This window comes from Paracoccus sp. S-4012 (assembly GCF_009674885.1).
Classification (GTDB): Bacteria; Pseudomonadota; Alphaproteobacteria; order Rhodobacterales; family Rhodobacteraceae; genus Paracoccus.
Genome location: NZ_WKKA01000006.1, coordinates 204,822 through 228,403, shown reverse-complemented (window position 1 = coordinate 228,403; position 23,582 = coordinate 204,822). Strand labels below are relative to the sequence as shown.

Sequence of the window (23,582 nt, the reverse complement as noted above, 5' to 3'; positions counted from 1 at the left end):
TGGATCAAGGCGAAAGCTGCACGCCGCGCCCCGGAAGGGACGCGGCGCTTCGCCTTGACGGTCATCGGCGTCCCCGCCTGTACCGTGAGGGCAATGTCGCAGCAAAAGATTGAGGCGAGGTTAACGGGCTTCGCCTTGACCGAAATATCCCGGGGGTGAGGCCGCGGCACGCGGCCGAGGGGGCGGCGCCCCCTACACCTCGACCACGTCCCGCACGCCCGGAACCGCGCGCAGCATCTGCCGCGCCGCCGGGTTCAGCGGCGCATCGGCTGCGACCTCGATATCCACCTGCTGCCCTGATTCCTCCAGCCGCAGCAGCACCGGGCCGCGCGCACGGGGCGAGGCGCGGACCTCGGCGGCAATGCGGGAGAGCGCGGCGGCGACCTCGGCCAGCACCGCGCCTTCGGCCAGTTCCACCGCGAGGCCGCCCGGACCGGCATCGGCCGTGTAGTCCTCGACGGTCCGCACGCTGCGGGCGAGCAGCTTCACCCCGTCGCCGGAGGGCTCGGCCTCGACCTGCAGCACGATGCCGGTGCCCGGTTCGAGGAGCGGGCGGGCGGTGTCGAGCAGGTCGGAAAACATTGTGACCTCGTAGAGGCCGGTCGGGTCCGACAGGTGGACGAAGGCGAAGCGGTTGCCGCGGGCCGACTTCTTCTCCTGACGGCTCGACACCGTTCCTGCGATATAGGCCACCATCGGGCCGGCAGCCGCCTCGGCGCAGAGCTCGGCATGGGTCAGCACCTTCTTGCGCTTCAGCGCCGGCTGGTCGTCGTCGAGCGGATGGCCGGTCAGGTAGAAGCCGATTGCGCCATGCTCCTCGCCCAGCCGCTCGGCCGGAAGCCACATCGCGGCGCTGACCGGGCGCGGCGGCGGCAGATCCTCGCCACCGCCGAAGAGCGAGGACTGGTTCGAGACCGCCGCCGCCTGCACCGCCGCCGACCACGCGACCAGCCCGTCCAGCGACGCCAGCACCGCGGCGCGGTTCGGGTCGAGCGCGTCGAAGGCACCGGCGCGAGCCAGCGTCTCGAGCGGGCGCTTGCCGACACGCTTCATGTCCACGCGGCGGGCGAACTCCTGCAGATCGCGGAACGGCCGGTCGCCGCGTGCCTCGGTGATGAGGCGCATCGCCTCCGTTCCCACGCCCTTCAGCGCGCCCAGAGCGTAGAGGATGCGGCCGTCCCTGACCGCGAAGCCCGCGTCCGAGCGGTTGACGCAGGGCGGCACGACCTCGATCCCCATGCGGTCGGTCTCGCGCTTCAGGATCGCCAGCTTGTCGGTCAGGTGGATGTCGCAGTTCATCACCGCGGCCATGAACTCGACCGGGTGGTTCGCCTTCAGCCAGGCGGTCTGGTAGCTGACCACGGCGTAAGCCGCGGCGTGGCTCTTGTTGAAGCCGTAGTTAGCGAATTTCTCCAGCAGGTCAAAGACCTCGCCGGCCTTCTTCGCGTCGACTCCACGAGCCGCGCAGCCGTCGATGAACTTCGGCCGCTCGCGCGCCATCTCCTCGGGCTTCTTCTTGCCCATGGCGCGCCGCAGCAGGTCGGCGCCGCCGAGCGAATAGCCCGCCATCACCTGCGCGATCTGCATCACCTGTTCCTGATAGACGATGATGCCCTGCGTCTCGGCGAGGATATGGTCGATGGTTACGTGAATGGATTCAAGCTCGCGCCGGCCGTTCTTCACGTCGCAATAGACCGGAATGTTCTCCATCGGGCCGGGCCTGTAGAGGGCGACGAGGGCGACGATATCCTCGATGCAGGTCGGCCGCATGCGGCGCAGCGCGTCCATCATCCCCTGGCTCTCGACCTGGAACACCGCGACGGTGCGGGCCGAGGCGAAGAGGTCGTAGCTCGCCGGATCGTCGAGCGGGATCGCGTTGATCTCGTCCACGGCGCCCGCGGGCGGGTCGTAGAGGGTGCGCCCGTCCGCCGCGACATGCAGGCGTCGCCCGCTTGCGCGGATCAGGTCCACGGCGTTCTGGATCACCGTCAGCGTCTTGAGGCCGAGGAAGTCGAACTTCACCAGCCCCGCCTGCTCGACCCATTTCATGTTGAATTGCGTCGCCGGCATGTCGGAGGCCGGGTCGCGGTAGAGCGGCACGAGCTGCTCCAGGGGCCGGTCGCCGATCACCACCCCCGCGGCATGGGTCGATGCGTTGCGGTAGAGGCCCTCGACCTGCGCGGCGTAGTCCAGCAGCCGCTTGACCTGCGGCTCGGCCGCGGCCTGCTCGCGCAATCGAGGTTCGTCCGCCAAAGCCTTGGTGACGCTGACCGGCTTCACCCCCTCCACCGGGATCATCTTCGAGAGACGGTCGCACTGGCTGTAGCTCATCTGCAGCACGCGGCCGACGTCGCGCACCGCGGCCTTCGAGAGCATCTGCCCGAAGGTGATGATCTGGCCGACCTTGTCGCGGCCGTAGCGGTTCTGGACGTATCGGATCACCTCCTCGCGGCGGTCCATGCAGAAGTCGATGTCGAAATCCGGCATCGAGACGCGCTCGGGGTTGAGGAAGCGCTCGAACAGCAGGTTGTAGCGCAGCGGGTCCAGGTCGGTGATGGTCAGAGCCCAAGCGACGAGGCTGCCCGCGCCCGAGCCGCGGCCGGGTCCAACCGGGATGCCCTGGCCCTTCGCCCATTTGATGAAGTCGGCGACGATCAGGAAGTAGCCGGGGAAACCCATCTGCTCGATGATGCCGACCTCGAAGGCGAGGCGCTCGTCATAGGTCTCGCGCGGGGCCGAGAGGGGGACGACGGCGAGGCGCGCTTCCAGCCCTTCGCGGGCCTGGCGGCGCAGTTCCTCGACCTCGTCCTCGGCGAAGCGGGGCAGGATCGGCTTGTGGGTCTCGACCGCGAAGGCGCAGCGGCGGGCGATCTCGACGGTGTTCTCGATCGCTTCCGGCAGGTCCGCGAACAGCGCCGCCATCTCCTCGGCGGACTTGAAGTGATGCGCGGGGGTCAGGCGGCGGCGGGGCTGGCGCTGGTCCACGAAGCATTTGTCGGCGATGCAGATCAGCGCGTCATGGGCCTCGAACATGTCGGGCTTGGGGAAATGCACGTCGTTGGTGGCGACCAGCGGCAAGGCGAGGTCATAGGCGAGGTCGATCATGCCCGCTTCCGACGCGGCCTCGGCGGGCATCAGCGGTCCGGCCTCGGACGGGTGACGCTGAAGCTCGACATAGAGGCGATCGCCGAAGGCCTCGGCCATGCGCGTGAGCCAGCCGCGCGCCTCGGGCAGCCGTCCGGCGGCGACCATGCGCCCGAGTGGGCCGGTCCCGCCGCCGGTGAGGCAGATCAGCCCCCCGGCATGGGCGGCGAGTTCCGCCTCCGTCACATGCGGCCGCGCGCCCCCCTCGCGCAGGAACAGCGCCGAGCCGAGCGCCATGAGGTTCATCCATCCCGCCCGGTCCTGCGCCAGCAGCACCACCGCGCCGTCGAACCCGCCCTCGGACGCGAGTGTGATCTGGCAGCCGACGATCGGCTGCACCCCCTTTTCGCGCGCCGTGACCGAGAACTCGAGCGCTGCAAAAAGCGCGTTCGTGTCGGTCAGCGCCACCGCAGGCATCCCGGCTTGCGCGGCGAGGCCGACGAGCTTCTTCACCGGCACCGCGCCTTCCAGCAGCGAGTGTTCCGAATGGGTGCGCAGGTGGATGAATCGCGGCTGTGACATGGGGCGCAACCTAATCGCACCGCCCGCCCCGTCGCAATGGACGGCGGCCTCTGCGCCGCGCTAGGGTTTGCAAAACGCGAACGAGGGAAGCGTGGCCGATTCCGTCTTCCGGGCCGAGGGCCTGGGCAAGAGCTATCCCGGCGTCCGCGCCAACGACGACGTGAGCTTCGAGGTCAGGGCGGGCGAGATCCACGCGCTGCTGGGCGAGAACGGCGCCGGCAAGTCGACGCTGGTCAAGACGTTCTACGGCCTCGTGCGCCCCGACGAGGGGCGGATGGTCTTCGAGGGCCAACCCTACGCCCCCCACGATCCCCGCGCCGCGCGGGCGGCGGGCGTGGCGATGGTGTTCCAGCACTTCAGCCTCTTCGACGCGCTGACGGTGGCCGAGAACATCGCGCTTGGGATGGAGGACCCGCCGCCGCGCCGCGACCTCTCGCGCCGCATCGCGCAGGTCAGCCGCGACTACGGCCTGCCGCTCGACCCCGCGCGGCGCGTGGCCAACCTGTCGGCCGGCGAGCGGCAGCGGGTCGAGATCCTGCGCTGCCTGCTGCAGAACCCGCGCCTCCTCATCATGGACGAGCCGACCAGCGTGCTCACCCCGCAGGAGGCGGAGCTGCTGTTCGCCACGCTGCGCCAGCTGGCCGACCACGGCACCGCGATCCTCTACATCAGCCACAAGCTCCAGGAGATCCGCGCCCATTGCGACCGCGCCACGATCCTGCGCCACGGGCGCGTGGTGGCGAGCCTCGATCCGCGCGAGGCGACGGCGGGGGAACTGGCCTCGCTGATGGTCGGCGGCACCCTGCGCGTCGTGGACCGCAGCGGGCGCGCGCCTGGGGCCGTCGTGCTCGAGGTGCGCGGCCTTGCGGCGCGGCCGGTCACGCGGGAGGGGACGACGCTCTCGGATGTGGGTTTCGCGCTGCGTGCGGGCGAGGTGCTGGGGATCGGCGGGGTCGCGGGGAACGGGCAGGAGGAACTGCTGGCCGCGCTCTCGGGCGAGACCCTGACGCCGGTCGGAACGGTGCTGATGGAGGGCGCGGACCTCTCGCGCGCCTCCCCCGAGGCGCGGCGCGCGGCGGGGCTGCTGGCGGCGCCGGAGGATCGCCTCGGCCATGCCGCGGTGCCGGAGATGAGCCTCGCCGAGAACACGCTGCTGACCGGCGCCACGCGCCACAGCCTCAGCCCTCGGGGCATGGTCGACCGCGCCGCCGCCACGGGTTTCGCCGAGCGCATCATCGAGGCCTTCGATGTCCGCACACCCGGCCCCCAAGCCGCGGCCGGGGCGCTGTCGGGCGGCAACCTGCAGAAATTCGTCATCGGTCGGGAGGTGCTGGGCAGCCCGCGCGTGCTTGTCGTCAACCAGCCGACCTGGGGCGTGGACGCGGGCGCGGCGGCGGCGATCCGGCAGGCGCTGCTCGACCTCGCCCGCGGCGGCGCGGGGGTCGTGGTCATCAGCCAGGATCTCGACGAGCTGCTGGAACTCTCCGACCGCTTCGCGGCGCTGAATGAAGGGCGGCTGTCGGACCCGTTGCCGACCGAGGGGCTGACGCTCGAGCGCATCGGCCTGATGCTCGGCGGCGCGCATGGGATGGAGGCGGCGCATGTGGCGTGAGCGGCGCCGGAAGCCGGTGGCTTCGCGCCCCCGGACCCCCGCGGGATATTTTCAGACAGAAGAAGCCGGGAGCCGCCGTGTTCAGGCTTGAGCCGCGCGCCTCCGCGCCCCTCCTCTGGCAGGTCGCCACGCCGGTCATGGCGGTCGCGGCCACCATGCTCGCGGGCGGCGTCCTCTTTGCGCTCATGGGGCACGACCCGGTCGCGGCGATCGGCACGATCTTCTGGGACCCGCTCTTCGGTGCCGCCTCGGGCTATTCGCGCCCGCAGCTGCTGGTGAAGGCCGGGCCGCTGATCCTGATCGCCTGCGGCCTGGCCATCGGCTTCCGCGCCGGCATCTGGAACATCGGCGCCGAGGGGCAATACATCGTCGGCGGCATCTGCGGCGCCGCCGTCGCGCTCGCCGCCCATCCCGCCGAGGGCCTCTGGATTTTTCCCGCGATGGTCGCCGCGGGCCTTCTGGGCGGCTGGGTCTGGGGGATGATCCCGGCGCTGCTGAAGAACTGGGTCGGGGCCTCCGAGATCCTCGTCTCGCTGATGCTGGTCTATGTGGCGCAGAGGATCGCCGCCTGGATGGCCTTTGGCCCGATGCGCAACCCCGAGGGCTTCGGCATGCCCGGCTCGCGCAACCTGCAGCACTATCCCCCGGCCGCGAACCCCGAGCTGATCGCCGGGACCGGTATCCACTGGGGCGTGGTGGCCGCCGCGGTGGCCGTGGTGGCGACCTGGGTGCTGATGTCGAAGTCGCTGCGCGGCTTCCACATCCGCGTCGCCGGCCTCGCGCCCCGCGCCGCGCGCTTCGCGGGCGTCAGCCCCGGTGTCATGGTGGCCTTCTGCCTTGGCCTCTCGGGCGCCCTCGCTGGGGTGGCCGGCCTCTTCGAGGTCGCCGGACCCGCGGGCCAGATCACCGACAGCTTCGGCACCGGCTACGGCTTCACCGCGATCATCGTGGCCTTCCTGGGGCGGCTGCACCCGTTCGGCATCCTGCTTGCCGGGCTGCTGCTGGCGCTGACCTATATCGGCGGCGAACTCGCGCAGCTGATGCTGGGCCTGCCCGCAGCCTCGGTGCAGGTGTTCCAGGGGATGCTGCTGTTCTTCTTGCTCGCCTTCGACATCCTCACCCGCTACCGCATCCGCCGGAGGCCGCGCGCATGACCGACCTCGTCTGGCTGCTGCTGACTGCCTCGACCCCGATCCTCTGGGCCGCCCTGGGCGAGATGGTGGCCGAGCGCGCCGGCGTGCTGAACCTCGGCGTCGAGGGCATGATGATCACCGGCGCGCTCGCCGGTTTCGCCGTGGCCCATGCGACCGGCAGCCCGAGCGCGGGCTTCATCGGCGCGGCGGTCGCGGGCGCGGCGCTGTCGCTGATTTTCTCGCTCGTGACGCTGGTCTTCCTCGCCAACCAGGTGGCGACCGGCCTTGCGCTGACGCTTTTCGGCCTCGGGCTGACGGCGATGTTCGGCAAGGCCTATGAGGGGATGAAGGCCCCGGCAATGGGCTTCGACTGGGTGGTCTGGATGGGCCTCCTGCTGGTCCCTGCGCTCTGGTGGTGGCTGAACCGCACGCGCGCAGGCCTCACGCTGCGGTCGGTGGGCGACAACCATGACGCGGCGCATGCGCTCGGCACGCCGGTGCGCCTCGTGCGCCTCGGCGCCATCGCGGTCGGCGGCGCGCTTGCCGGGGTGGGCGGCGCCTATGTCTCGATCGCGCGCGTGCTGCAATGGACAGAAGGGATGACCGCGGGCGCGGGCTGGATCGCGCTCGCCATCGTCGTCTTCGCCGGGTGGAGCCCGATCGGCGTCCTCGCCGGGGCGGCGCTCTTCGGCGGCGTCACCGTGCTGCAGCTTCGCGCCCAGGCGGCCGGGTTCCACCTGCCCGTCCAGCTCCTCGCCGCATCGCCCTATATTGCCACGATCATCGTCCTCGTGCTGATATCCGCCCAGCACAAGTACTTGCGCCGCGGCGCCGGGGCCGCCCCCGGCTCTCTCGGCCAGACCTTCCACCCCGACACCTGACAGGAGCCTGCCCCATGCATCGCCGTACCCTTCTCGCCTCGGCCACCGCCCTTGCGGCAACCCTCGCCATGCCCGCCTTCGCGCAGGACGAGCCACTGAAGGTCGGTTTCATCTATGTCGGCCCGGTGGGCGACGGCGGCTGGTCCTACCAGCACGATCAGGGCCGGCAGGCGATCGAGGCGGAATACGGCGACCGGGTCCAGACCACCTATATCGAGAGCGTGCCCGAGGGCGCCGATGCCGAGCGCGCGCTGACGCAGCTCGCGCTCGCCGGCAACAAGCTGATCTTCGCTACCTCCTTCGGTTTCATGGACGCGGTCATCAACACGGCGGCGAAGTTCCCGGACGTGAGGTTCGAGCACGCGACCGGCTACACGCGCGCTGACAACGTCGCCACCTACGACGCCCGCTTCTACGAGGGCCGCGCGGTCATCGGCACCATCGCGGGCCGCATGACCAAGTCGAACAAGATCGGCTATATCGGCAGCTTCCCGATCCCCGAGGTCGTTCAGGGCATCAACAGCAGCTTCATCCATGCCCGCAAGGTGAACCCGGATGTCGAGATGCGCGTCGTCTGGGCCTCGTCCTGGTTCGACCCGGCCAAGGAGGCCGACGCGGCCGCCGCGCTGATCGCCGAGGGCGTGGACGTGATCCTGCAGCACACCGACTCGACCGCGCCGCAGGCCAAGGCGCAGGAGGCCGGCATCATTGCCTTCGGGCAGGCGTCGGACATGGCGGCGTTCAAGCCCACGCCGCGGGTCAGCTCGATCATCGACAACTGGGCGCCCTACTACGTCGAGCGCGTGGGACAGGTCCTTGACGGCACCTGGGAGCCCCACGCCGTCTGGCTGGGGATCGGCGACGGCGCGGTCGAGATCGGCGAGATCACCGAGGCGGTCCCGCCCGAGGTGAAGGCCGAGGCCGAAGCGCTGCGCGACCGGATCGGCGCGGGCGAGTATCACCCGTTCACCGGCCCGCTGAACAAGCAGGACGGCAGCGTCTGGCTGGCCGAGGGCGAGACCGCGAGCGACAAGGACCTCGCCTCGATGAACTTCTACGTCGAGGGCATCACCGCGCAGCTGCCGCGCTGAGGTCTGCGATAACCGGATGTTAAGACGCCGCCGCTAGAAGGGGAGGACCCTTCCGGCGGCGTCATCATGTTCAGGCTTCTCGTTCTTCTCATCGGGCTGCTGCTGCCGCGGTTCGCGGCGGCCAGCCTCGACGCCGCCGCCCTTTGCGAGGCGGCGACGGCGCAGGTGGCGGCCGAGACCGGGGTCCCCCACGACATCCTCGCCGCCGTCGCGCTGACCGAAACCGGGCGAAGGCGCGGCGGCGCCGTCCGCCCCTGGGCCTGGAGCGTGAATGCCGCCGGTCAGGGCAGCTGGTTCGACGACCCGCAGAGCGCCCTCGCGCTCGCCGAGGAGCGCATCCGGCAGGGCCGCCCGAATGTCGATCTCGGCTGCTTCCAGATCAACTACCGCTGGCATGGCGAGCATTTCTCCTCGCTCGGGGCGATGCTCGACCCGCTGACCAACGCCCGCTACGCGGCGCGTTTCCTGAGCGACCTGCATGCCGAAACCGGCGACTGGCGCGCCGCGGCGGGGGCGTTCCACTCGCGCAGCCCGGCGATGGCGCGGCGGTATCTCGCGCGGTTCGACGAGTTGCGGTCGGTCGTGATGCAGGGCGGCGGTGGCGCGGAGGCGCCGGAGACCTATAACCGGTTCGCGGCGGCGAGCGGCGGGTCGGACCCGTTCGCGGGCGGCTCATGGGTCACGCTGGAAGACCTGATCGGCGAGGGCGGCCCGCCGCGGGAGGTGCCGGTGCCCGATGTCCATGCAGTCCATGCGCCCGTCGACATTGCCCTCGGCGGCGGCGGGATGGAGGGGGTGGGCTTCCCGGACCCGTCCGGCCGCCGCGCACCCCGCGTCCGCGACCCGCGGACGATCCTCGGCGCGGTCGCCGGCACCGAGGCGGAGGCGCAGGCCGGATCCCTCGCGCCGCTGGGACAGCCGGCGCGGATGCTTTTCACGGGTCCCGCCGCGCCGCTCATCGGCGGGGCGCAGACCGTCGCCGTGGCCAGTGCCGAGGCGCAAGGGGACGCGCGCGGTCGGCCTCAGGGTTCCCTCTGGCACTGAGCGGCGATGGCGCCTTGCGGCTGTCGCGGTGGCGCGACCGGCTCCCGTTTCGGGGGAGCCGCCGCCCCCTTCAGGCCGCGTCCGATCGAGCGGCGCCGCTTCGATCGGGCCGCGGCTGGCAGCGGGGCGGTTGACAGCGCCCGCGCCCGCGCCTTGAAGTCCGCCGTCCCCGAAGCTGCGAGGCTCACGCCATGACCGCCAACCCCACGACCCCGTGGTTCCCCGCCGACGAGATCCTGATCGGCGGTCAGTGGTTGGCCACCGCCGACCGCCTGCCGCTGATCGACCCCTCGACCGGCCGCGAGGCCGGGGCCATCGGGCGCGGCGGCGCGGCCGAGATCGACGCCGCCGTTGCCGCCGCCCGCGAGGCGCTCAGTGGCGCCTGGGGCCGGCTCACCGCGGCCGAACGGGGGCGGCTGATGCTGCGCCTCTCGGGCCTGATCCTCGAGCGGGCCGAGGACCTCGCCCGGATCGAGGCGGGGGATGTCGGAAAACCCCTCTCGCAGGCCCGCGCCGACGCCCGTGCCATGGCGCGCTATTTCGAGTTCTATGGCGGCGCCGCCGACAAGCTGATGGGCGAGACCATCCCCTTCCAGCAGGGCTACACCGTCTGGACCCTGCGCGAGCCGCATGGCGTCACCGCCCATATCGTGCCCTGGAACTATCCGATGCAGATCCTCGGCCGTTCGGTCGGGGCGGCGCTGGCGATGGGGAACGCTTGCGTGGTGAAGCCGGCCGAGGACGCCTGCCTCACCGCGCTTGCCCTCGGGCGGCTGGCCGAGGCCGCGGGATTCCCGGCGGGCGCGATCAACATCGTGACCGGCCTCGGCGCCGAGGCGGGCGCGGCGCTGGCCTCCCATCCCGGCATCGACCACATCAGCTTCACCGGCTCGGTCGGCACCGGCCGCGCGATCCAGGCAGCGGCGGCGCAGAACGTGATCCCGGTGACGCTGGAACTCGGCGGCAAGAGCCCGCAGATCGTGTTCGCCGATGCCGATCTCGACGCCGCGCTGCCGTCGCTGGTCACTTCGGGCATCCAGAACGCCGGCCAGACCTGCTCCTGCGGCGCGCGCATCCTCGTCGAGCGCGGCGCCTATGACGAGGTCGTCGCCCGGCTCTCGCAGCGCTACCGCGCGCTCACCGCAGGCCCGGCGATGGCCGACCTCGACCTCGGGCCGATCATCTCGGCGCGGCAGAAATCCGCCATCGAGGGCTGGCTCGCCCGCGGGTCCGACCTCGAACTCGCGGGTGAGGGGACCATCGCCGCCGACGCGCCCGAAGGCGGCTTCTACGTCCCGCCGCGCCTGCTGGCGGGGGCCGCGCCCGATCACGTCCTCGCCCGCGAGGAGATCTTCGGCCCGGTGCAGGTCGTCATCCCCTTCGAGGGCGAGGAGGAGGCCGCGGCGATCGCCAACGGCACCGACTACGGCCTCGTGGCCGGCGTCTGGACCCGCGATTTCGGCCGCATGATGCGCATGAGCCGAAAGCTGCGCGCCGGGCAGGTGTTCCTCAACAACTACGGCGCCGCGGGCGGGGTGGAGCTTCCCTTCGGCGGCGTCGGCAAGTCCGGCCACGGCCGCGAGAAGGGGTTCGAGGCGCTGTACGGCTTCTCCACCCTCAAGACCGTCGCCGCCTGGCACGGCTGACCCCGGCGCGGGGGCGACTGCTGGCCCCCGCCGATCGCCTTCCGGTGGCGGCGGCTTGACGCCCGCCCCCCCGAGGGCCAACAGTCGCCAACCCCGGCCCGGCCGCAATCGATACGGAGACGCCCATGACCCGCATGACCCGCCGCACCCTCCTCGCCGCAACCGCCGCCCTGGCGCTCGCCTCGGGCGCCGCCGCCGCGCAGGACTGGCCGAGCCAGCCGGTGCACCTCGTCGTGGGCTTCCCCGCCGGCTCCTCGCCCGACACCCTCGCCCGCCTCATCGCCGAGCCGCTGGCCGAGCGTCTGGGCCAGCCGGTGATCGTCGAGAACAAGCCCGGCGCGGGCGGCGGCATCGGCGTGCAGACGGTGGCGGCGGCGACCGGCGGGCACACCTTCGGCACTACGATCAACGGCCCGCTGACGACTTCGCCGCGGCTCTCGCCTGAGCTTGGCTACAACGTGGCCGAGGACATCGCCCCGGTCTCGCTGATCGCCACGAGCCCGCTGGTGCTCGGCGTCAATGCCGAGACCGGCCCGGCCGATCTCGAGGCCTTCATCGCCGCGGCGGCCGCCGGGCCCGAGGCGATCGCCTACGGCTCCGTGGGCCAGGGATCGGGCGCGCATCTGACGGCGGAGCTGTTCGCCGACGCCGCGGGCGTCGAGATGCTGCATGTCCCCTACACCGCCTATGCCGAGGTTACGACCGCGATCGTCGGCGGCGAGGTCGATGCGGGCTTCATGGCCCCCTCGGCCGCGCAGCCGCTGGTCGAGGCGGGGACCATGCGCATCCTCGGCACCACCTCGCCCGAGCCCTCGCCGCTCGCGCCCGATGCGCCGGTGCTGGCCGGCGCGGCCGGGCTGCCGGCGGATTTCTCGGCCGAGCTCTGGAACGCCTTCATCGCGCCGGCGGGCACCGACCCGGCGGTGATCGAGCGGCTCAACACCGAGGTCAACGCGATCCTCGCCGATCCGGCGGTGGCCGAGCGGCTGCTCGGGATGGGCTGGAAGGCCGAGGGCGGCACGCCCGAGGAGCTTGCGGCGCGGATCGAGGCCGACACCGCCCTCTGGGGCGCGGTGATCGACCGGATCGACGCCAAGGCGGAGTGAGGCGGCACGCCGGGCCCGCGCCCGGCGGCCGATGCAGCGATGCGGCGTGACTGGCATGATTTCTGGGGCGGCACGGCGATGGCGGCCATCGGGCTCGGCGTTGCCGGTTGGGCCGCGGCGCAGTACGACCTCGGCACCCTGCGGCGCATGGGGCCGGGCTTCTTCCCGCTGGGCCTCGGGCTCGTCCTCGCCCTGATCGGCGCCGGCATCGCGGTCCCGGCGCTCGCCCGGACGGGGACCCCGCAGCCGATCGCCTGGCGCGAGAGCGGGGCGATCCTCGGCGCGATCGTGGTCTTCGGCCTCGGGCTGGAGCGTTTCGGCCTCATTCCGACCACCGCGGCGGCGGTGCTGATCGCCACCCTGCCCGCCCCGCGCTCGGGCCTGGTCTGGCGGATCGGGGTCACGCTCGCGGTGACGGCCATCGCCTGGGCGATCTTCTCGGCCGGGCTGCGGATGACCGTGCCACTCTGGCCGGTGGGGCGCTGATGTTCGCGATGGACGGCATCGCCGCGGGGCTGGGCGTCGCGCTGACCCCGTCGGTGCTGCTCTACAGCCTGCTCGGCGTCTGCCTGGGCAACTTCATCGGCGTGCTGCCCGGCATCGGCGCGATGGCGGCCATCGCGCTGCTGCTGCCGATCACCTACCATATCGGTCCCGAGGCGGCGATCGCCATGCTGGCCGGGGTCTATTACGGCGCGCAATATGGCGGGGCGGTGGCGTCGATCCTGCTGCGCCTGCCCGGCACGCCGCAGTCGGCGGTGACGGTGCTCGACGGCTATCCGATGGCCCGCAAGGGCCGCGCGGGGCTGGCTCTGTTCGCCTCGATGATCTCCTCCTTCATCGGAGGCATGCTGGGCATCGCGGTCCTCGCGCTGCTGGCCCCGGTCCTCGCCGGCTGGGCGACGGCTTTCGGCGCCGCCGATTATGCCGCCATGATGGTCCTCGGCCTGGTCGCGGCCTCGACCATCGGCGCGGGGGCGCCGCTGAAGGCGCTTGCGATGGTCGTCCTGGGGCTGATCCTCGGCACCGTGGGCACCGACGTGAACTCCGGCGCGCAGCGGTTCATCTTCGGCACGCCGCAGCTGATGGACGGCATCAACCTCGTGGCGCTCGCGATGGGGCTTTTCGGCGTGGCCGAGGTGATCGGCAACATCCGCGCCGCCGACCGGCAGGGCACGCCCGAGCCGATGGGCTTCCGCCAGATGCTGCCCCGCCCCGGCGAGATGCGCACGCTGATCGCGCCGAGCCTGCGCGGCACCGCGGTCGGCAGCTTCTTCGGCGTGCTGCCCGGCACCGGCTCCACCCTCTCGTCCTTCATGGCCTACGCGGTCGAGCGACGGGTCAGCCGCACGCCCGAGCGCTTCGGCGAGGGCGCGGTCGAGGGCGTGGCCGGGCCCGAGGCCGCCAACAACGCCGCCGCCATCACCGCCTTCGTGCCGACCCTGACCCTGGGGATTCCGGGCGATCCGATCATGGCGCTGATGCTGGGCGCGATGGTGATCCACGGCATCCAGCCGGGGCCGATGATGCTCGAGGCGCAGCCGGCGATGTTCTGGGGTCTCGTCATCAGCTTCGGCATCGGCAACCTGATCCTGCTGATCCTGAACGTGCCGCTGATCTCGATCTGGGTCTCGATGCTCAGGATTCCGTTCCACTGGCTCTATCCGGCGATCATCGTCTTCGTCTGCCTCGGCGTCTATTCCGTGCGCGGCAGCAGCTTCGACGTGCTGGCGGTGGCGGTGATCGGCGCGGCGGGCTACGCGCTCGCGCTCGCCCGCTTCAGCCCGGCGCTGCTGCTGCTGGGCTTTGTCCTCGGCCCGCTGATCGAGACCAACCTGCGGCGCGCCATGCTGGTCGGCCGGGGCGACCCGATGATCTTCCTCGAGCGCCCGATCTCGGCAATTTTCGTCGCGGCGACGGTGGCGCTGCTCGGCTGGACCGCCTGGTCGGCCTGGAAGGCGCGGCGGCGGGGTTAGTCCCGTATCGGGTGCCGCATCAGCGCGGCGAGGGCCACGAGGATTAGCACCAGCATCGCCGCGATCCCGAGGAAGCCCGCGCGCAGGCCGCTGTCCCCGGTCATGGCGCCCGTGCAGACCGCCGAAAGCCGCGACATTGCCGCTTCCCATCCCCTTCCCGCCCTGCTAAAGGCCCGGTTTCGCCGCCCCTGCACCCTTGGAGGGGGAGCGGCGCATTTCAAACCGAAGGAACACCATCATGGCCAAAGAGATCCCGGATCTGGTGGCCGAGGCACGGACGGGGACAGGCAAGGGGGCCGCCCGTCAAGCTCGCCGTCAAGGCAAGGTGCCCGGCATCGTTTATGGCGACGGCAAGGACCCGGTGCCGCTGCAGCTCGACTTTAACCCGCTGCTGACGAAGCTGCGGGCGGGGCGTTTCATGTCCACGCTCTGGAACCTCAAGCTCGAGGGCCAGGACGACGTGCGCGTCATCTGCCGCGGCGTTCAGCGCGACGTGGTCAAGGACCTGCCGACGCATGTTGACTTCCTGCGCGTCCACCGCAACAGCCGCATCAACCTGTTCATCCACGTGAACTTCGAGAATCACGAGGCCTCGCCCGGCCTCAAGCGCGGCGGCACGCTGGTCGTGGTGCGCCCCGAGGTCGAGCTGATGGTCAGCGCGGCGGACATTCCGGACCACATCACCGTGGACCTGAGCGGCCGCCAGATCGGCGAGTCGATCCATATCGGCGACGTGACCCTGCCGGAGGGCTCGCGGCCGACGATCGACCGCAACTTCGTGATCGCCAACATCGCGGCCCCGTCGGGTCTGGTCTCGGCCGACGCCGAGGAAGCCGCCGCGGCCGAACCCGCCGAAGCGCCGGCCGAGGCCGAGGAGGCCTGAGCCTTTCCCTTCGCGGGAGCGATCAGGGGCGGGGCCAAAGCGGCCCCGCCCTTTTCCTTTTCGGCATCCGGGCCTAGGTGGGGCGCATGACCGAACCCGTCCATATCGTCGGCGCCGGCCTCGCCGGATCGGAGGCCGCCTGGCAGGTGGCGCAGGCCGGCGTGGCCGTGCGCCTGCACGAGATGCGCCCGGCCGTGGGCACCTTCGCGCATCGCACCGGCGACTGCGCCGAGATGGTCTGCTCGAACAGTTTTCGCAGCGATGACGACGTGATGAACGCCGTCGGGCAGCTGCATTGGGAGATGCGCGCGGCCGGTGGCCTCGTCATGGCGATGGCCGACCGCCACCGCCTGCCCGCGGGCGGCGCGCTCGCGGTGGACCGGGACGCCTTCTCGGGGGCGGTGACGGCGGCGCTGCGCGCGCATCCGCTGGTCGAGATCGTGCCGGGCGAGATCACCCAACTGCCGCGCGCGGGCCGCTGGATCATCGCCACCGGGCCGTTGACCTCCGGTGCGCTCGCCGCCGCCATCGCCGCCGAGACCGGGGCGGAGGCGCTTGCCTTCTTCGACGCGATCGCGCCCATCGTCCATGCCGAGACGATCGACATGGGCGTGGCCTGGCGGCAATCGCGCTATGACAAGGGCGAGACCGAGGCGGAGCGGACCGCCTACATCAACTGCCCCATGACCCGCGAGGATTACGAGGGCTTCATCGACGCGCTGCTCGCGGCCGAGAAGACCGAGTTCCGCGAGGGCGAAACCGCCGGCTACTTCGACGGCTGCCTGCCGATCGAGGTCATGGCCGAGCGCGGCCGCGACACCCTGCGCCATGGGCCGATGAAGCCGGTCGGGCTGACCAATGCGCATCGGCCCGCGGAGAAGCCTTTTGCCGTCGTGCAGCTGCGCCGCGACAATGCGCTCGGCACGCTCTACAATATCGTCGGCTTTCAGACGAAGATGAAATATGGCGCGCAAGTGGAGGTTTTCCGTTGCATTCCCGGCCTGCAGGACGCCTCCTTCGCGCGCCTTGGCGGCATCCACCGCAACACCTTCCTGAACGCGCCGCGGCTGCTCGACGACCGCCTGCGGCTGCGCCCCGCGCCGCATCTGCGCTTCGCCGGCCAGATCACCGGGGTCGAGGGCTATGTTGAAAGCGCGGCGATGGGCCTGCTGGCCGGGCGCATGGCGGCGGCGGAGGCGCTTGGCCGCGATCTCGCCGCGCCGCCAGGAACGACGGCCATGGGCGCCCTCGTCCACCACATCACGGGCGGCGCGGAGGCCAAGACCTTCCAGCCGATGAACGTCAATTTCGGGCTCTTCCCGCCGGTCGAAGGCCGCGGCGGCCGTCGGGGCCGGAAGGACCGCTACCCGGCCTATACCGACCGCGCCAAGCAGGATTTCTCCGAATGGCTGGCGACGGCCTGACGCGCACCCGCTTCGCGCCCTCGCCCACGGGCCTGCTGCACCTGGGCCACGCCTTCGCCGCGCTGACCGCCGCCCGCCTCGCCGATCCGGGCGAGTTCCTGCTGCGGATCGAGGACATCGACCGCGACCGCTGCCGGGCCGCGTTCGAGGCGGCGATCTTTCAGGACCTCCGCTGGCTCGGCCTCGACTGGCCCGTGCCGGTGATGCGCCAGTCGGAGCGGATGCCCGCCTATGCCCAGTCCTTGGCGGGGCTCGACGCGATGGGGCTTCTCTATCCCTGTGGCTGCCGCCGGGGCGACATTCGCGCGGCGCTCTCTGCGCCGCAGGAGGGGGCATCGGTCATGGGGCCGGACGGGCTGGTCTATCCGGGCACCTGCCGCGGGCGGCGCATGGCGGAGGCCGGGCCGGAGGATGCCATTCGCCTGAATGCGGACCGGGCGCTTGCGGTGACTGGCGCGCTTGCGTTCATGGACAAGGGCTTGCGGCACGAACTTTCAACTGAATCCTTCATTTCAGGCATCGGCGACGTGATCCTCGCCCGCCGAGGCTGGGGCACCTCCTACCACCTCGCGGTGACGGTGGACGACGCCGCGCAGGGCATCACCCTCGTCACCCGAGGCGCGGACCTGTTCGAGGCGACCTGGATCCATGTCCTGCTGCAGCAGCTTCTGGAGCTTCCAACGCCATCCTACTGGCATCACATCTTGATCCGCGACGACGAAGGCCGCCGCCTCGCCAAGCGCGACGACGCCCGCTCGCTCCGCGAGCTTCGCGACGCGGGCGCCACGCCCTCGAAAATCCGTCAGATGATCGGTTTCGACAACTCCACCTCGGCCCCGTCCCGCACGGCGGTATAGAAACACGAGCGCCGGTTCGTGTGGCAGGCGGGGCCGGTCTGCTCGACCAGCAGCAGCAGGCAGTCGCGGTCGCAATCGACGCGCATCTCGACCAGCCGCTGCGTGTGGCCGGAAGTCTCGCCCTTGGTCCAGAACGCCTGCCGCGAGCGCGACCAGTAGGTCACGCCCCCGTCGGCCAGCGTACGGGCCACGGCGTCCGCGTTCATCCAGGCCATCATCAGCACCTCGCCCGAACCGGCGTCCTGGGCGATGGCGGGGATCAGGCCGCGGTCGTCGTAGCGCAGGGTCGCGGGGTCGAACATGGTTTCCCTTTCCGGCTCGGCGTCCCTATCTAGCGGTCGAGGAGGCGCGCGCAATGACCGACACCGACCTGATGAGCCTCTATTCGCGCCAACTGCTGGCGCTCGCGGCCGAGATCCCGCATCTCGGCCGGCTCGACGCGCCCGACGGCGCCGCCTCGCGCCGCTCGCCGCAATGCGGCTCGACGGTGGCGGTCGAGGTCGGGATGGAGGGGGCGCTGATCGCACGCTTCGCGCAGGAGGTGCGGGCCTGCGCGCTCGGGCAGGCCTCGGCGGGGCTGCTGGGGCAGATGATGCCGGGGCTGACGCGGGACGAACTGGCCGAGGGGCGGGACGGGCTCGCGGCAATGCTGGCCGGCGGGCCGGTGCCGGGGGGGCGGTTCGCGCCGCTCGCGGTGCTCTCGGCGGCGCGGGATTTCCCCAATCGCCACGCCTCGATCATGCTCGCCTGGGACGCGGCGCTCGCGGCGGCGGACGAGGCGCTCGGGCGGTGAAAAAGGCCGGCCGCGGGGACTGCGGCCGGCCAGGTGCGCGTTGACAGGGACAGGGACGAGGCGGCCGCTGCCAGGGCCGCCGGGCAACGCGGGGCAGATCAGGCGCCGAGCAGCGCGGGCAACCAGAGCAGCGTGACCATCGTGACCGAGAGGGCGGCGACGCCGAGAAGGTCGCTGAGGACGGTGCGGGTCATAGGGGCCTCCGACGCTTGGTTGCCTGTTTGTTCTCATGTCGCCGCGATTCTGTAAAGAACTTTTTAAGAACTTACCCGGCGGCGATCAGCGCCACCGCCTTCTCCTGCTCCATCAGCCACAGCAGCACCCGCGCAGCCCGCCCCCGCTCGGAGGTCAGCCCCGGATCGGCCTCCAAGAGCGCGCGCGCATCCGCCCGTGCGACCTCCATCAGCCCCGCCTGCCGCTCGAGATCGGCGATGCGGAACCGCGGCAGCCCGCTCTGCGCGGTGCCGATCACGTCGCCCGCCCCGCGAATCGCCAAATCCTCCTCGGCGATCCGGAAGCCGTCCTCGGTCTCCCGCAGGATCGCGAGTCGGCGTTGCCCGCCCTCGGACAGCGGCGGCTGGTAGAGGAGCACGCAGAACGACGCGGCGCTGCCCCGGCCGACGCGGCCGCGCAGCTGGTGGAGTTGCGCCAGCCCGAAGATCTCCGCCCGCTCGATCACCATGATCGTCGCCTCCGGCACGTCCACGCCGACCTCGATCACCGTGGTGGCGACCAGCAGTTGCGCCCGGCCGGAGGCGAAATCGGCCATCGCCGCGTCGCGCGCCTCGGGCGGCATCTGGCCGTGGACCAGGCGCACCGCATCGCCGAACCGCGCCCGCAGGCCCTGGAACCGCGCCTCGGCGGCGGCGAGGTCGCTGACCTCGCTCTCCTCGACCAGCGGGCAGACCCAGTAGGCGCGGCCCCCTTCGGCGAGCACGGCGCCGATGCGCTCGATCACATCCTCGCGGCGCGAATCGGGCAGCACGGTCGTCGTGACCGGCTGGCGTCCCGGCGGCTTTTCGTCAAGCACTGACAGGTCCATGTCGCCATATTGCGCCAGCGCGAGGCTGCGCGGGATCGGCGTCGCGGTCATCACCAGCATGTCGGGCGGCACCTCGCCCTTCCGCCCGAGGGCCATGCGCTGCGCGACGCCGAAGCGGTGCTGCTCGTCGATGACGGCGAGGCGCAGGTCGGCGAATCGCACCGATTCCTGGAAGACGGCATGGGTGCCGACCAGAACCCCGATCAGGCCCGCGGCGAGGTCCGCGAGGATCTGCTCGCGCGCCTCGGTCTTGTCGCGCCCGGTCAGCACCGCGACCCGGACGCCGATCGCATCGCCGAGCCGCATCAGCGCCGCGCCATGCTGGCGGGCGAGGATTTCGGTCGGCGCCATCAGCACCCCCTGCCCGCCCGCCTCGACCGCGACCAGCAAGGCGAGCCAGGCGACGAGGGTCTTGCCCGCGCCCACATCCCCCTGCAGCAGCCGGCTCATCCGGTGCGGCGCGGCCATGTCGGCGGCGACCTCCTCCACGGCGCGAGCCTGCGCGCCGGTGAGACCCCAGGGCAGTGCGGCAATGGCGCGTTGGCGCAGCCGGCCGTTGCCTTCTGTCGCGCGCCCCGCGCCTCGCCGCCGCTCGCGGCGCAGCAGCGCAAGGGTCAACTGGTGCGCGAACAGCTCGTCATAGGCGAGCCGCGCGCGCGCCGGATCGGTAGGCGAGAGTGCCGCGCGGTCCGGCGGCGAATGGGCGGCGGCAAGCGCCGCGCGCCAGCCGGGCCAGCCCTCGCGGGCCAACACGGCGGGGTCGATCCATTCGGCCAGTTCCGGCGCGCGGGTCAGCGCCGCCTCCGCCGCCTTCGCCACCACTCGCTGCGTCAGTGCGCCCGAGAGCGGATAGACCGCCTCGAAATCGGGCGGGGGCGGATCGGTCTCGCGCAGGATGTGGTCGGGATGGACCATCTGCGCGCGGCCGTCAAAGAGCTCGATCCTGCCCGAGACCACCCGGCGCTGACCGGCCGGAAGCTGCGCCTCGAGCCAGTCGCGGCGCGGGTGGAAGAAGACCAGCGTCAGGTCCTGCGCGCCGTCCGAGCAGAGGACCCGCGCCGGCCGCCCCCGGCTGGCGGAGGGCTGATGGCGGGTAACGGTCACGGCAACGGTGACCGTCTCCGGCGGCTGCGCCTCGGCGAGACGTGCGAGGCGGCGGCGGGTGACGCCGTTCTGCGGCAGGGTGAAGAGCAGGTCGCGCGGCCGGGTGACGCCGAGGCCCTTGAACCCCTCGGCCGCGCGCGGACCGACACCGGGCAGCGTCTCGATCCCGGCAAACAGCGGGAAGAGGAGCGGCGGCCTGCCCCGCGGCGCCGTCAGCTGCCCGCGATCCGCAGCCATTCATCCTCGTCGATCACCTTGAGGCCGAGTTCGGCCGCCTTCTTCGCCTTCGACCCCGCGCCCGCCCCCGCCACGACGAGATCCGTCCGCGCCGAGACCGACCCGGCTACCTTCGCCCCCATCGCCTCGGCCCGCGCCTTCGCCTCTGCCCGGGTCATCCGCTCGAGCGTGCCGGTGAAGACGACGGTCTGGCCGGTGATCGGGCTGCCCTCGGTGCGCGGGGCCTCGACGGGCAGAACGTCGAGTTCTGCGACCAGCCGGTCTATCGCCATGCGCTCCGCCTCCTGCGCGAAGGCGGTCGTCAGCGACCGCGCCAGCACCGGGCCGATACCGTCGATGGCGGTGAGGTCGGCCCAGGCGGGCGAGGCCTCGTCATGCGCGGCGTCGAGGGCGGCGGCGAAGCCCGTCCAGTCGTGATAATGCCGGGCCAGCAGCCGCGCGGCGGCCTCGCCGACGTGGCGGATGCCGAGCGCGAAGATCAGGCGGTCGAGGGGGATGGTCCGCCGTGCCTCGATGGCGGCGAGCAGGTTCGCGACCGAACGCTCGCCCCAACCCTCGGTGGCGAGGAGGTCGTCGCGGTGGTCGCGGGCGAGGTGGAAGATGTCGGCCGGCTCGGCGATCCAGCCGGCGGCGTAAAACGCCTCGACCTGCCTGGCGCCCAGCCCCTCGATGTCGAAGGCCGCGCGGCTGACGAAATGCCGCAGCTTCTCGACCGCCTGCGCCGGGCAGGCGAGGCCGCCGGTGCAGCGCCGCACGGCATCGCCCGGCTCGCGCACCGCCTCGGCCCCGCAGGACGGGCAGCGGGTCGGGAAGGCGTAGGGATCGGCATCCGCCGGGCGGGCGGTGAGGTCCACATCGGCGATCTTGGGGATCACGTCGCCGGCACGATAGACCTTCACGCGGTCGCCCAGGCGGATGTCGCGCCCCTCGCGGATCGCACCGCCGCGGGCGTCGCGGCCAGCGATGTAGTCTTCGTTGTGTAGTGTCGCGTTCTGGACCACGACCCCGCCGACCGTGACCGGGGCGAGCCGCGCGACCGGCGACAGCGCCCCGGTGCGCCCCACCTGGATGTCGATCGCCTCAAGCGTGGTCCAGGCCGTCTCGGCCGGGAACTTGTGCGCGAGCGCCCAGCGCGGTGTGGTCGAGCGCAGCCCGAGCCGCCGCTGCAGCGCCAGGTCGTCCACCTTGTAGACGACGCCGTCGATGTCATAGCCGAGATTCGCGCGCTGCGCCTCGATCTCGCCCCACGCGCCGAGGAGGCAGGCCGTGTCCGGGCACCGGCGCATGAGCGGGTTGGTCGGGAAGCCGAACGCGCCGAGGCGGGCGACGGCGTCCGACTGGGTGTCAGCCAAGGGCGCGCTGGTCTCGCCCCAGGCATAGGCGAAGAAGCGCAGCGGGCGCGATGCGGTTATGGCCGGATCGAGCTGGCGCAAGGACCCGGCCGCGGCGTTGCGTGGATTGGCGAAGGGCTTTCCGGCGCCGCTGACCGCGCCCGAATCGTGCAGGGCCGCGAAATCCGCATGCGTCATGTAGACCTCGCCCCGGACCTCCAGAACCTCCGGCGCACCGTCGATCCGGCGCGGGATGTCGGCGATGGTGCGGGCATTCGCGGTCACGTCCTCGCCGGTCTCGCCATCGCCCCGCGTCGCCGCGGAGGCGAGCCGCCCGCCCTCGTAGCGCAGGCTGAGCGAAAGGCCGTCGATCTTCGGCTCGGCGGTGAGGACCAGCGGCGCCTCGGCCGGCAGGGCCAGGAAGCTGCGGATGCGGGCCACGAAGTCCTCGACCTCAGTCGCCGAGAAGGCGTTCTCGAGTGACAGCATCGGGCGGGCGTGGCGCAGCTTGCGAAAGCCGGGCGCGGCGGCGGCGCCGACCCGCGCGCTCGGGGAACCGGGGCGCACGAGGTCGGGGAACGCTGCCTCGATGGACAGCAGCCGCTGCTTCAGCCCGTCGTATTCGGCGTCGGTGATCTCTGGCGCGTCGAGCTGGTGGTAGGCGGTGTTTGCGGCATCGATCGCGGCGGCCAGCGCCTCGATCTCGGCCGCCGCGGCGTCGCCCGTCAGCCCCTCGACGTCCTGGTGTTGCGTCGCCCCGGTCCCACCCTCGCCATTCCCAATCCCAGCAGTATGCGCGTGGTCCGAGCCTGCGGGCGCCTCATCATCGGCAGCGCCGGGCGATACCGCGACGTCAGATTGCCCGGCCGCCCCGTGCTCCCCGCCCGCGCCGCCCTTCTTAGCTCGCGCCATTGGCCGCCATCCCGTCCGACAAGTCCCCCGGTCCGCCCCGGCAGGACCGCCGCGCGGGCCGCGCCTGCGAGGGATAGCGGCGCGCTCTCGGCCTTGTCCAGCCTCAGGCGCGCAGCGCGACCCGCTCCACCTCCGCCGGGCTCGGGTCGCGCAGGACGTAGCCGCGGCCCCAGACCGTCTCGATATGGCTCTCGCCACCAAGCGCCTGCGCCAGCTTCTTGCGTAGCTTGCAGATGAAGACGTCGATGATCTTCAGTTCCGGCTCGTCCATGCCGCCGTAGAGATGGTTGAGGAACATCTCCTTGGTGAGCGTGGTCCCCTTGCGCAGACTCAGAAGCTCGAGGATCTGGTATTCCTTGCCGGTCAGGTTCACCGGCCGCCCCTCGACCTCGACCGAGCGCGCGTCGATGTTCACCGTCAGCCGCCCGGTCCGGATCACCGCCTGGGCGTGGCCCTTGGAGCGACGGATGATTGCCTGGATTCGGGCCACCAGCTCGTCGCGGTGGAAGGGCTTGGTCATGTAGTCGTCGGCGCCGAAGCCGAAGCCCTTCAGCTTGCTCTCGGTGTCGTCCGAGCCGGTCAGGATCAGGACCGGCGTATGCACGCGGCTGAGCCGAAGCTGGCGCAGCACCTCCATCCCGTGCATGTCGGGCAGGTCGAGGTCGAGGAGGATCAGATCGTAGTCGTAGAGACGCGCGAGGTCGATCCCCTCCTCGCCCATGTCCGTGCGGAACACGTTGAAACTGGCATGGGTGAGCATCAGCTCGATGCTGCGCGCGGTGTTCGGATCGTCTTCAACCAGAAGGATACGCACCCTTCCCCTCCCCTCACAAGAACTGCCTTG

At 71.6% G+C, this 23,582-nt stretch carries 18 protein-coding genes; 13 read left to right on the top strand and 5 right to left on the bottom strand.

All coding sequences use genetic code 11. The features are described 5' to 3' along the window. Positions 1-192: 192 nt before the first annotated feature. A complete protein-coding gene (dnaE, locus tag GI374_RS10470; protein WP_154337008.1) occupies positions 193-3,666 on the bottom strand; it encodes a DNA polymerase III subunit alpha in 3,474 nt (1,157 codons plus the stop codon). Between the two features lie 91 nt (positions 3,667-3,757). Here dnaE and GI374_RS10465 point away from each other — a divergent pair, with 91 nt between their 5' ends. The 12 genes from GI374_RS10465 to gluQRS all read left to right on the top strand — a co-directional run bounded on the left by GI374_RS10465 (position 3,758) and on the right by gluQRS (position 17,319). Then, positions 3,758-5,278 (top strand): ABC transporter ATP-binding protein, encoded by a 1,521-nt coding sequence (locus GI374_RS10465; protein WP_370515270.1) that lies wholly within the window; start codon positions 3,758-3,760, stop codon positions 5,276-5,278. 77 nt (positions 5,279-5,355) lie between these two features. Further along, the gene (locus GI374_RS10460) at positions 5,356-6,432 is read left to right on the top strand and encodes an ABC transporter permease (protein ID WP_370515269.1); all 1,077 of its coding nucleotides are present in this window, start codon (positions 5,356-5,358) and stop codon (positions 6,430-6,432) included. Continuing rightward, positions 6,429-7,292: an ABC transporter permease gene (locus tag GI374_RS10455; RefSeq protein ID WP_154337007.1), complete on the top strand. Its 864-nt coding sequence runs from the start codon at positions 6,429-6,431 to the stop codon at positions 7,290-7,292. Before GI374_RS10460 ends, GI374_RS10455 begins: the two co-directional genes overlap by 4 nt. A gap of 14 nt (positions 7,293-7,306) precedes the next feature. Continuing rightward, positions 7,307-8,383: a BMP family ABC transporter substrate-binding protein gene (locus GI374_RS10450; RefSeq protein ID WP_154337006.1), complete on the top strand. Its 1,077-nt coding sequence runs from the start codon at positions 7,307-7,309 to the stop codon at positions 8,381-8,383. Positions 8,384-8,449: 66 nt separating this feature from the next. Beyond that, on the top strand, positions 8,450-9,427 hold the full coding sequence (locus GI374_RS10445; RefSeq protein ID WP_154337005.1) for a hypothetical protein: 978 nt from the start codon (positions 8,450-8,452) through the stop codon (positions 9,425-9,427). Positions 9,428-9,618: 191 nt separating this feature from the next. Further along, on the top strand, positions 9,619-11,073 hold the full coding sequence (locus GI374_RS10440; protein ID WP_154337004.1) for an aldehyde dehydrogenase family protein: 1,455 nt from the start codon (positions 9,619-9,621) through the stop codon (positions 11,071-11,073). A 125-nt stretch (positions 11,074-11,198) separates the two neighbouring features. Next, positions 11,199-12,179: a tripartite tricarboxylate transporter substrate binding protein gene (locus GI374_RS10435; protein ID WP_154337003.1), complete on the top strand. Its 981-nt coding sequence runs from the start codon at positions 11,199-11,201 to the stop codon at positions 12,177-12,179. A 39-nt stretch (positions 12,180-12,218) separates the two neighbouring features. Next, the gene (locus GI374_RS10430) at positions 12,219-12,665 is read left to right on the top strand and encodes a tripartite tricarboxylate transporter TctB family protein (RefSeq protein ID WP_154337002.1); all 447 of its coding nucleotides are present in this window, start codon (positions 12,219-12,221) and stop codon (positions 12,663-12,665) included. Next, the gene (locus GI374_RS10425) at positions 12,665-14,155 is read left to right on the top strand and encodes a tripartite tricarboxylate transporter permease (RefSeq protein WP_154337001.1); all 1,491 of its coding nucleotides are present in this window, start codon (positions 12,665-12,667) and stop codon (positions 14,153-14,155) included. The genes GI374_RS10430 and GI374_RS10425 overlap by 1 nt, the downstream gene beginning before the upstream one ends. 238 nt (positions 14,156-14,393) lie before the next feature. After that, positions 14,394-15,038: a 50S ribosomal protein L25/general stress protein Ctc gene (locus tag GI374_RS10420; RefSeq protein ID WP_154337000.1), complete on the top strand. Its 645-nt coding sequence runs from the start codon at positions 14,394-14,396 to the stop codon at positions 15,036-15,038. 86 nt (positions 15,039-15,124) lie between these two features. Beyond that, entirely contained in the window at positions 15,125-16,462 is a 1,338-nt protein-coding gene (trmFO, locus tag GI374_RS10415) for a methylenetetrahydrofolate--tRNA-(uracil(54)-C(5))-methyltransferase (FADH(2)-oxidizing) TrmFO (RefSeq protein WP_154336999.1), read from the top strand. After that, positions 16,444-17,319: a tRNA glutamyl-Q(34) synthetase GluQRS gene (gluQRS, locus tag GI374_RS10410; RefSeq protein ID WP_154336998.1), complete on the top strand. Its 876-nt coding sequence runs from the start codon at positions 16,444-16,446 to the stop codon at positions 17,317-17,319. The genes trmFO and gluQRS overlap by 19 nt, the downstream gene beginning before the upstream one ends. On the opposite strand, the gene hisI is transcribed toward gluQRS, so the two are convergent. After that, entirely contained in the window at positions 17,265-17,621 is a 357-nt protein-coding gene (hisI, locus tag GI374_RS10405; protein ID WP_154336997.1) for a phosphoribosyl-AMP cyclohydrolase, read from the bottom strand. The genes gluQRS and hisI overlap by 55 nt on opposite strands. A 53-nt stretch (positions 17,622-17,674) precedes the next feature. On the opposite strand from hisI, the gene GI374_RS10400 reads away from it, so the two are divergent. Then, positions 17,675-18,112, top strand: coding sequence for an iron-sulfur cluster assembly scaffold protein (locus GI374_RS10400; protein ID WP_154336996.1), 438 nt, complete (start codon positions 17,675-17,677; stop codon positions 18,110-18,112). A 265-nt stretch (positions 18,113-18,377) separates the two neighbouring features. Here the strand turns inward: GI374_RS10400 and recG are convergent, their stop codons facing one another. The 3 genes from recG to ctrA form a co-directional block, all read right to left on the bottom strand. Further along, a complete protein-coding gene (recG, locus tag GI374_RS10395) occupies positions 18,378-20,495 on the bottom strand; it encodes an ATP-dependent DNA helicase RecG (protein ID WP_154336995.1) in 2,118 nt (705 codons plus the stop codon). Then, the gene (gene ligA / locus GI374_RS10390) at positions 20,471-22,738 is read right to left on the bottom strand and encodes an NAD-dependent DNA ligase LigA (RefSeq protein WP_154336994.1); all 2,268 of its coding nucleotides are present in this window, start codon (positions 22,736-22,738) and stop codon (positions 20,471-20,473) included. Before ligA ends, recG begins: the two co-directional genes overlap by 25 nt. Before the next feature lie 103 nt (positions 22,739-22,841). Further along, positions 22,842-23,552, bottom strand: a complete 711-nt coding sequence (gene ctrA, locus GI374_RS10385) for a response regulator transcription factor CtrA (protein WP_370515268.1) — start codon at positions 23,550-23,552, stop codon at positions 22,842-22,844. Positions 23,553-23,582: the final 30 nt, after the last annotated feature.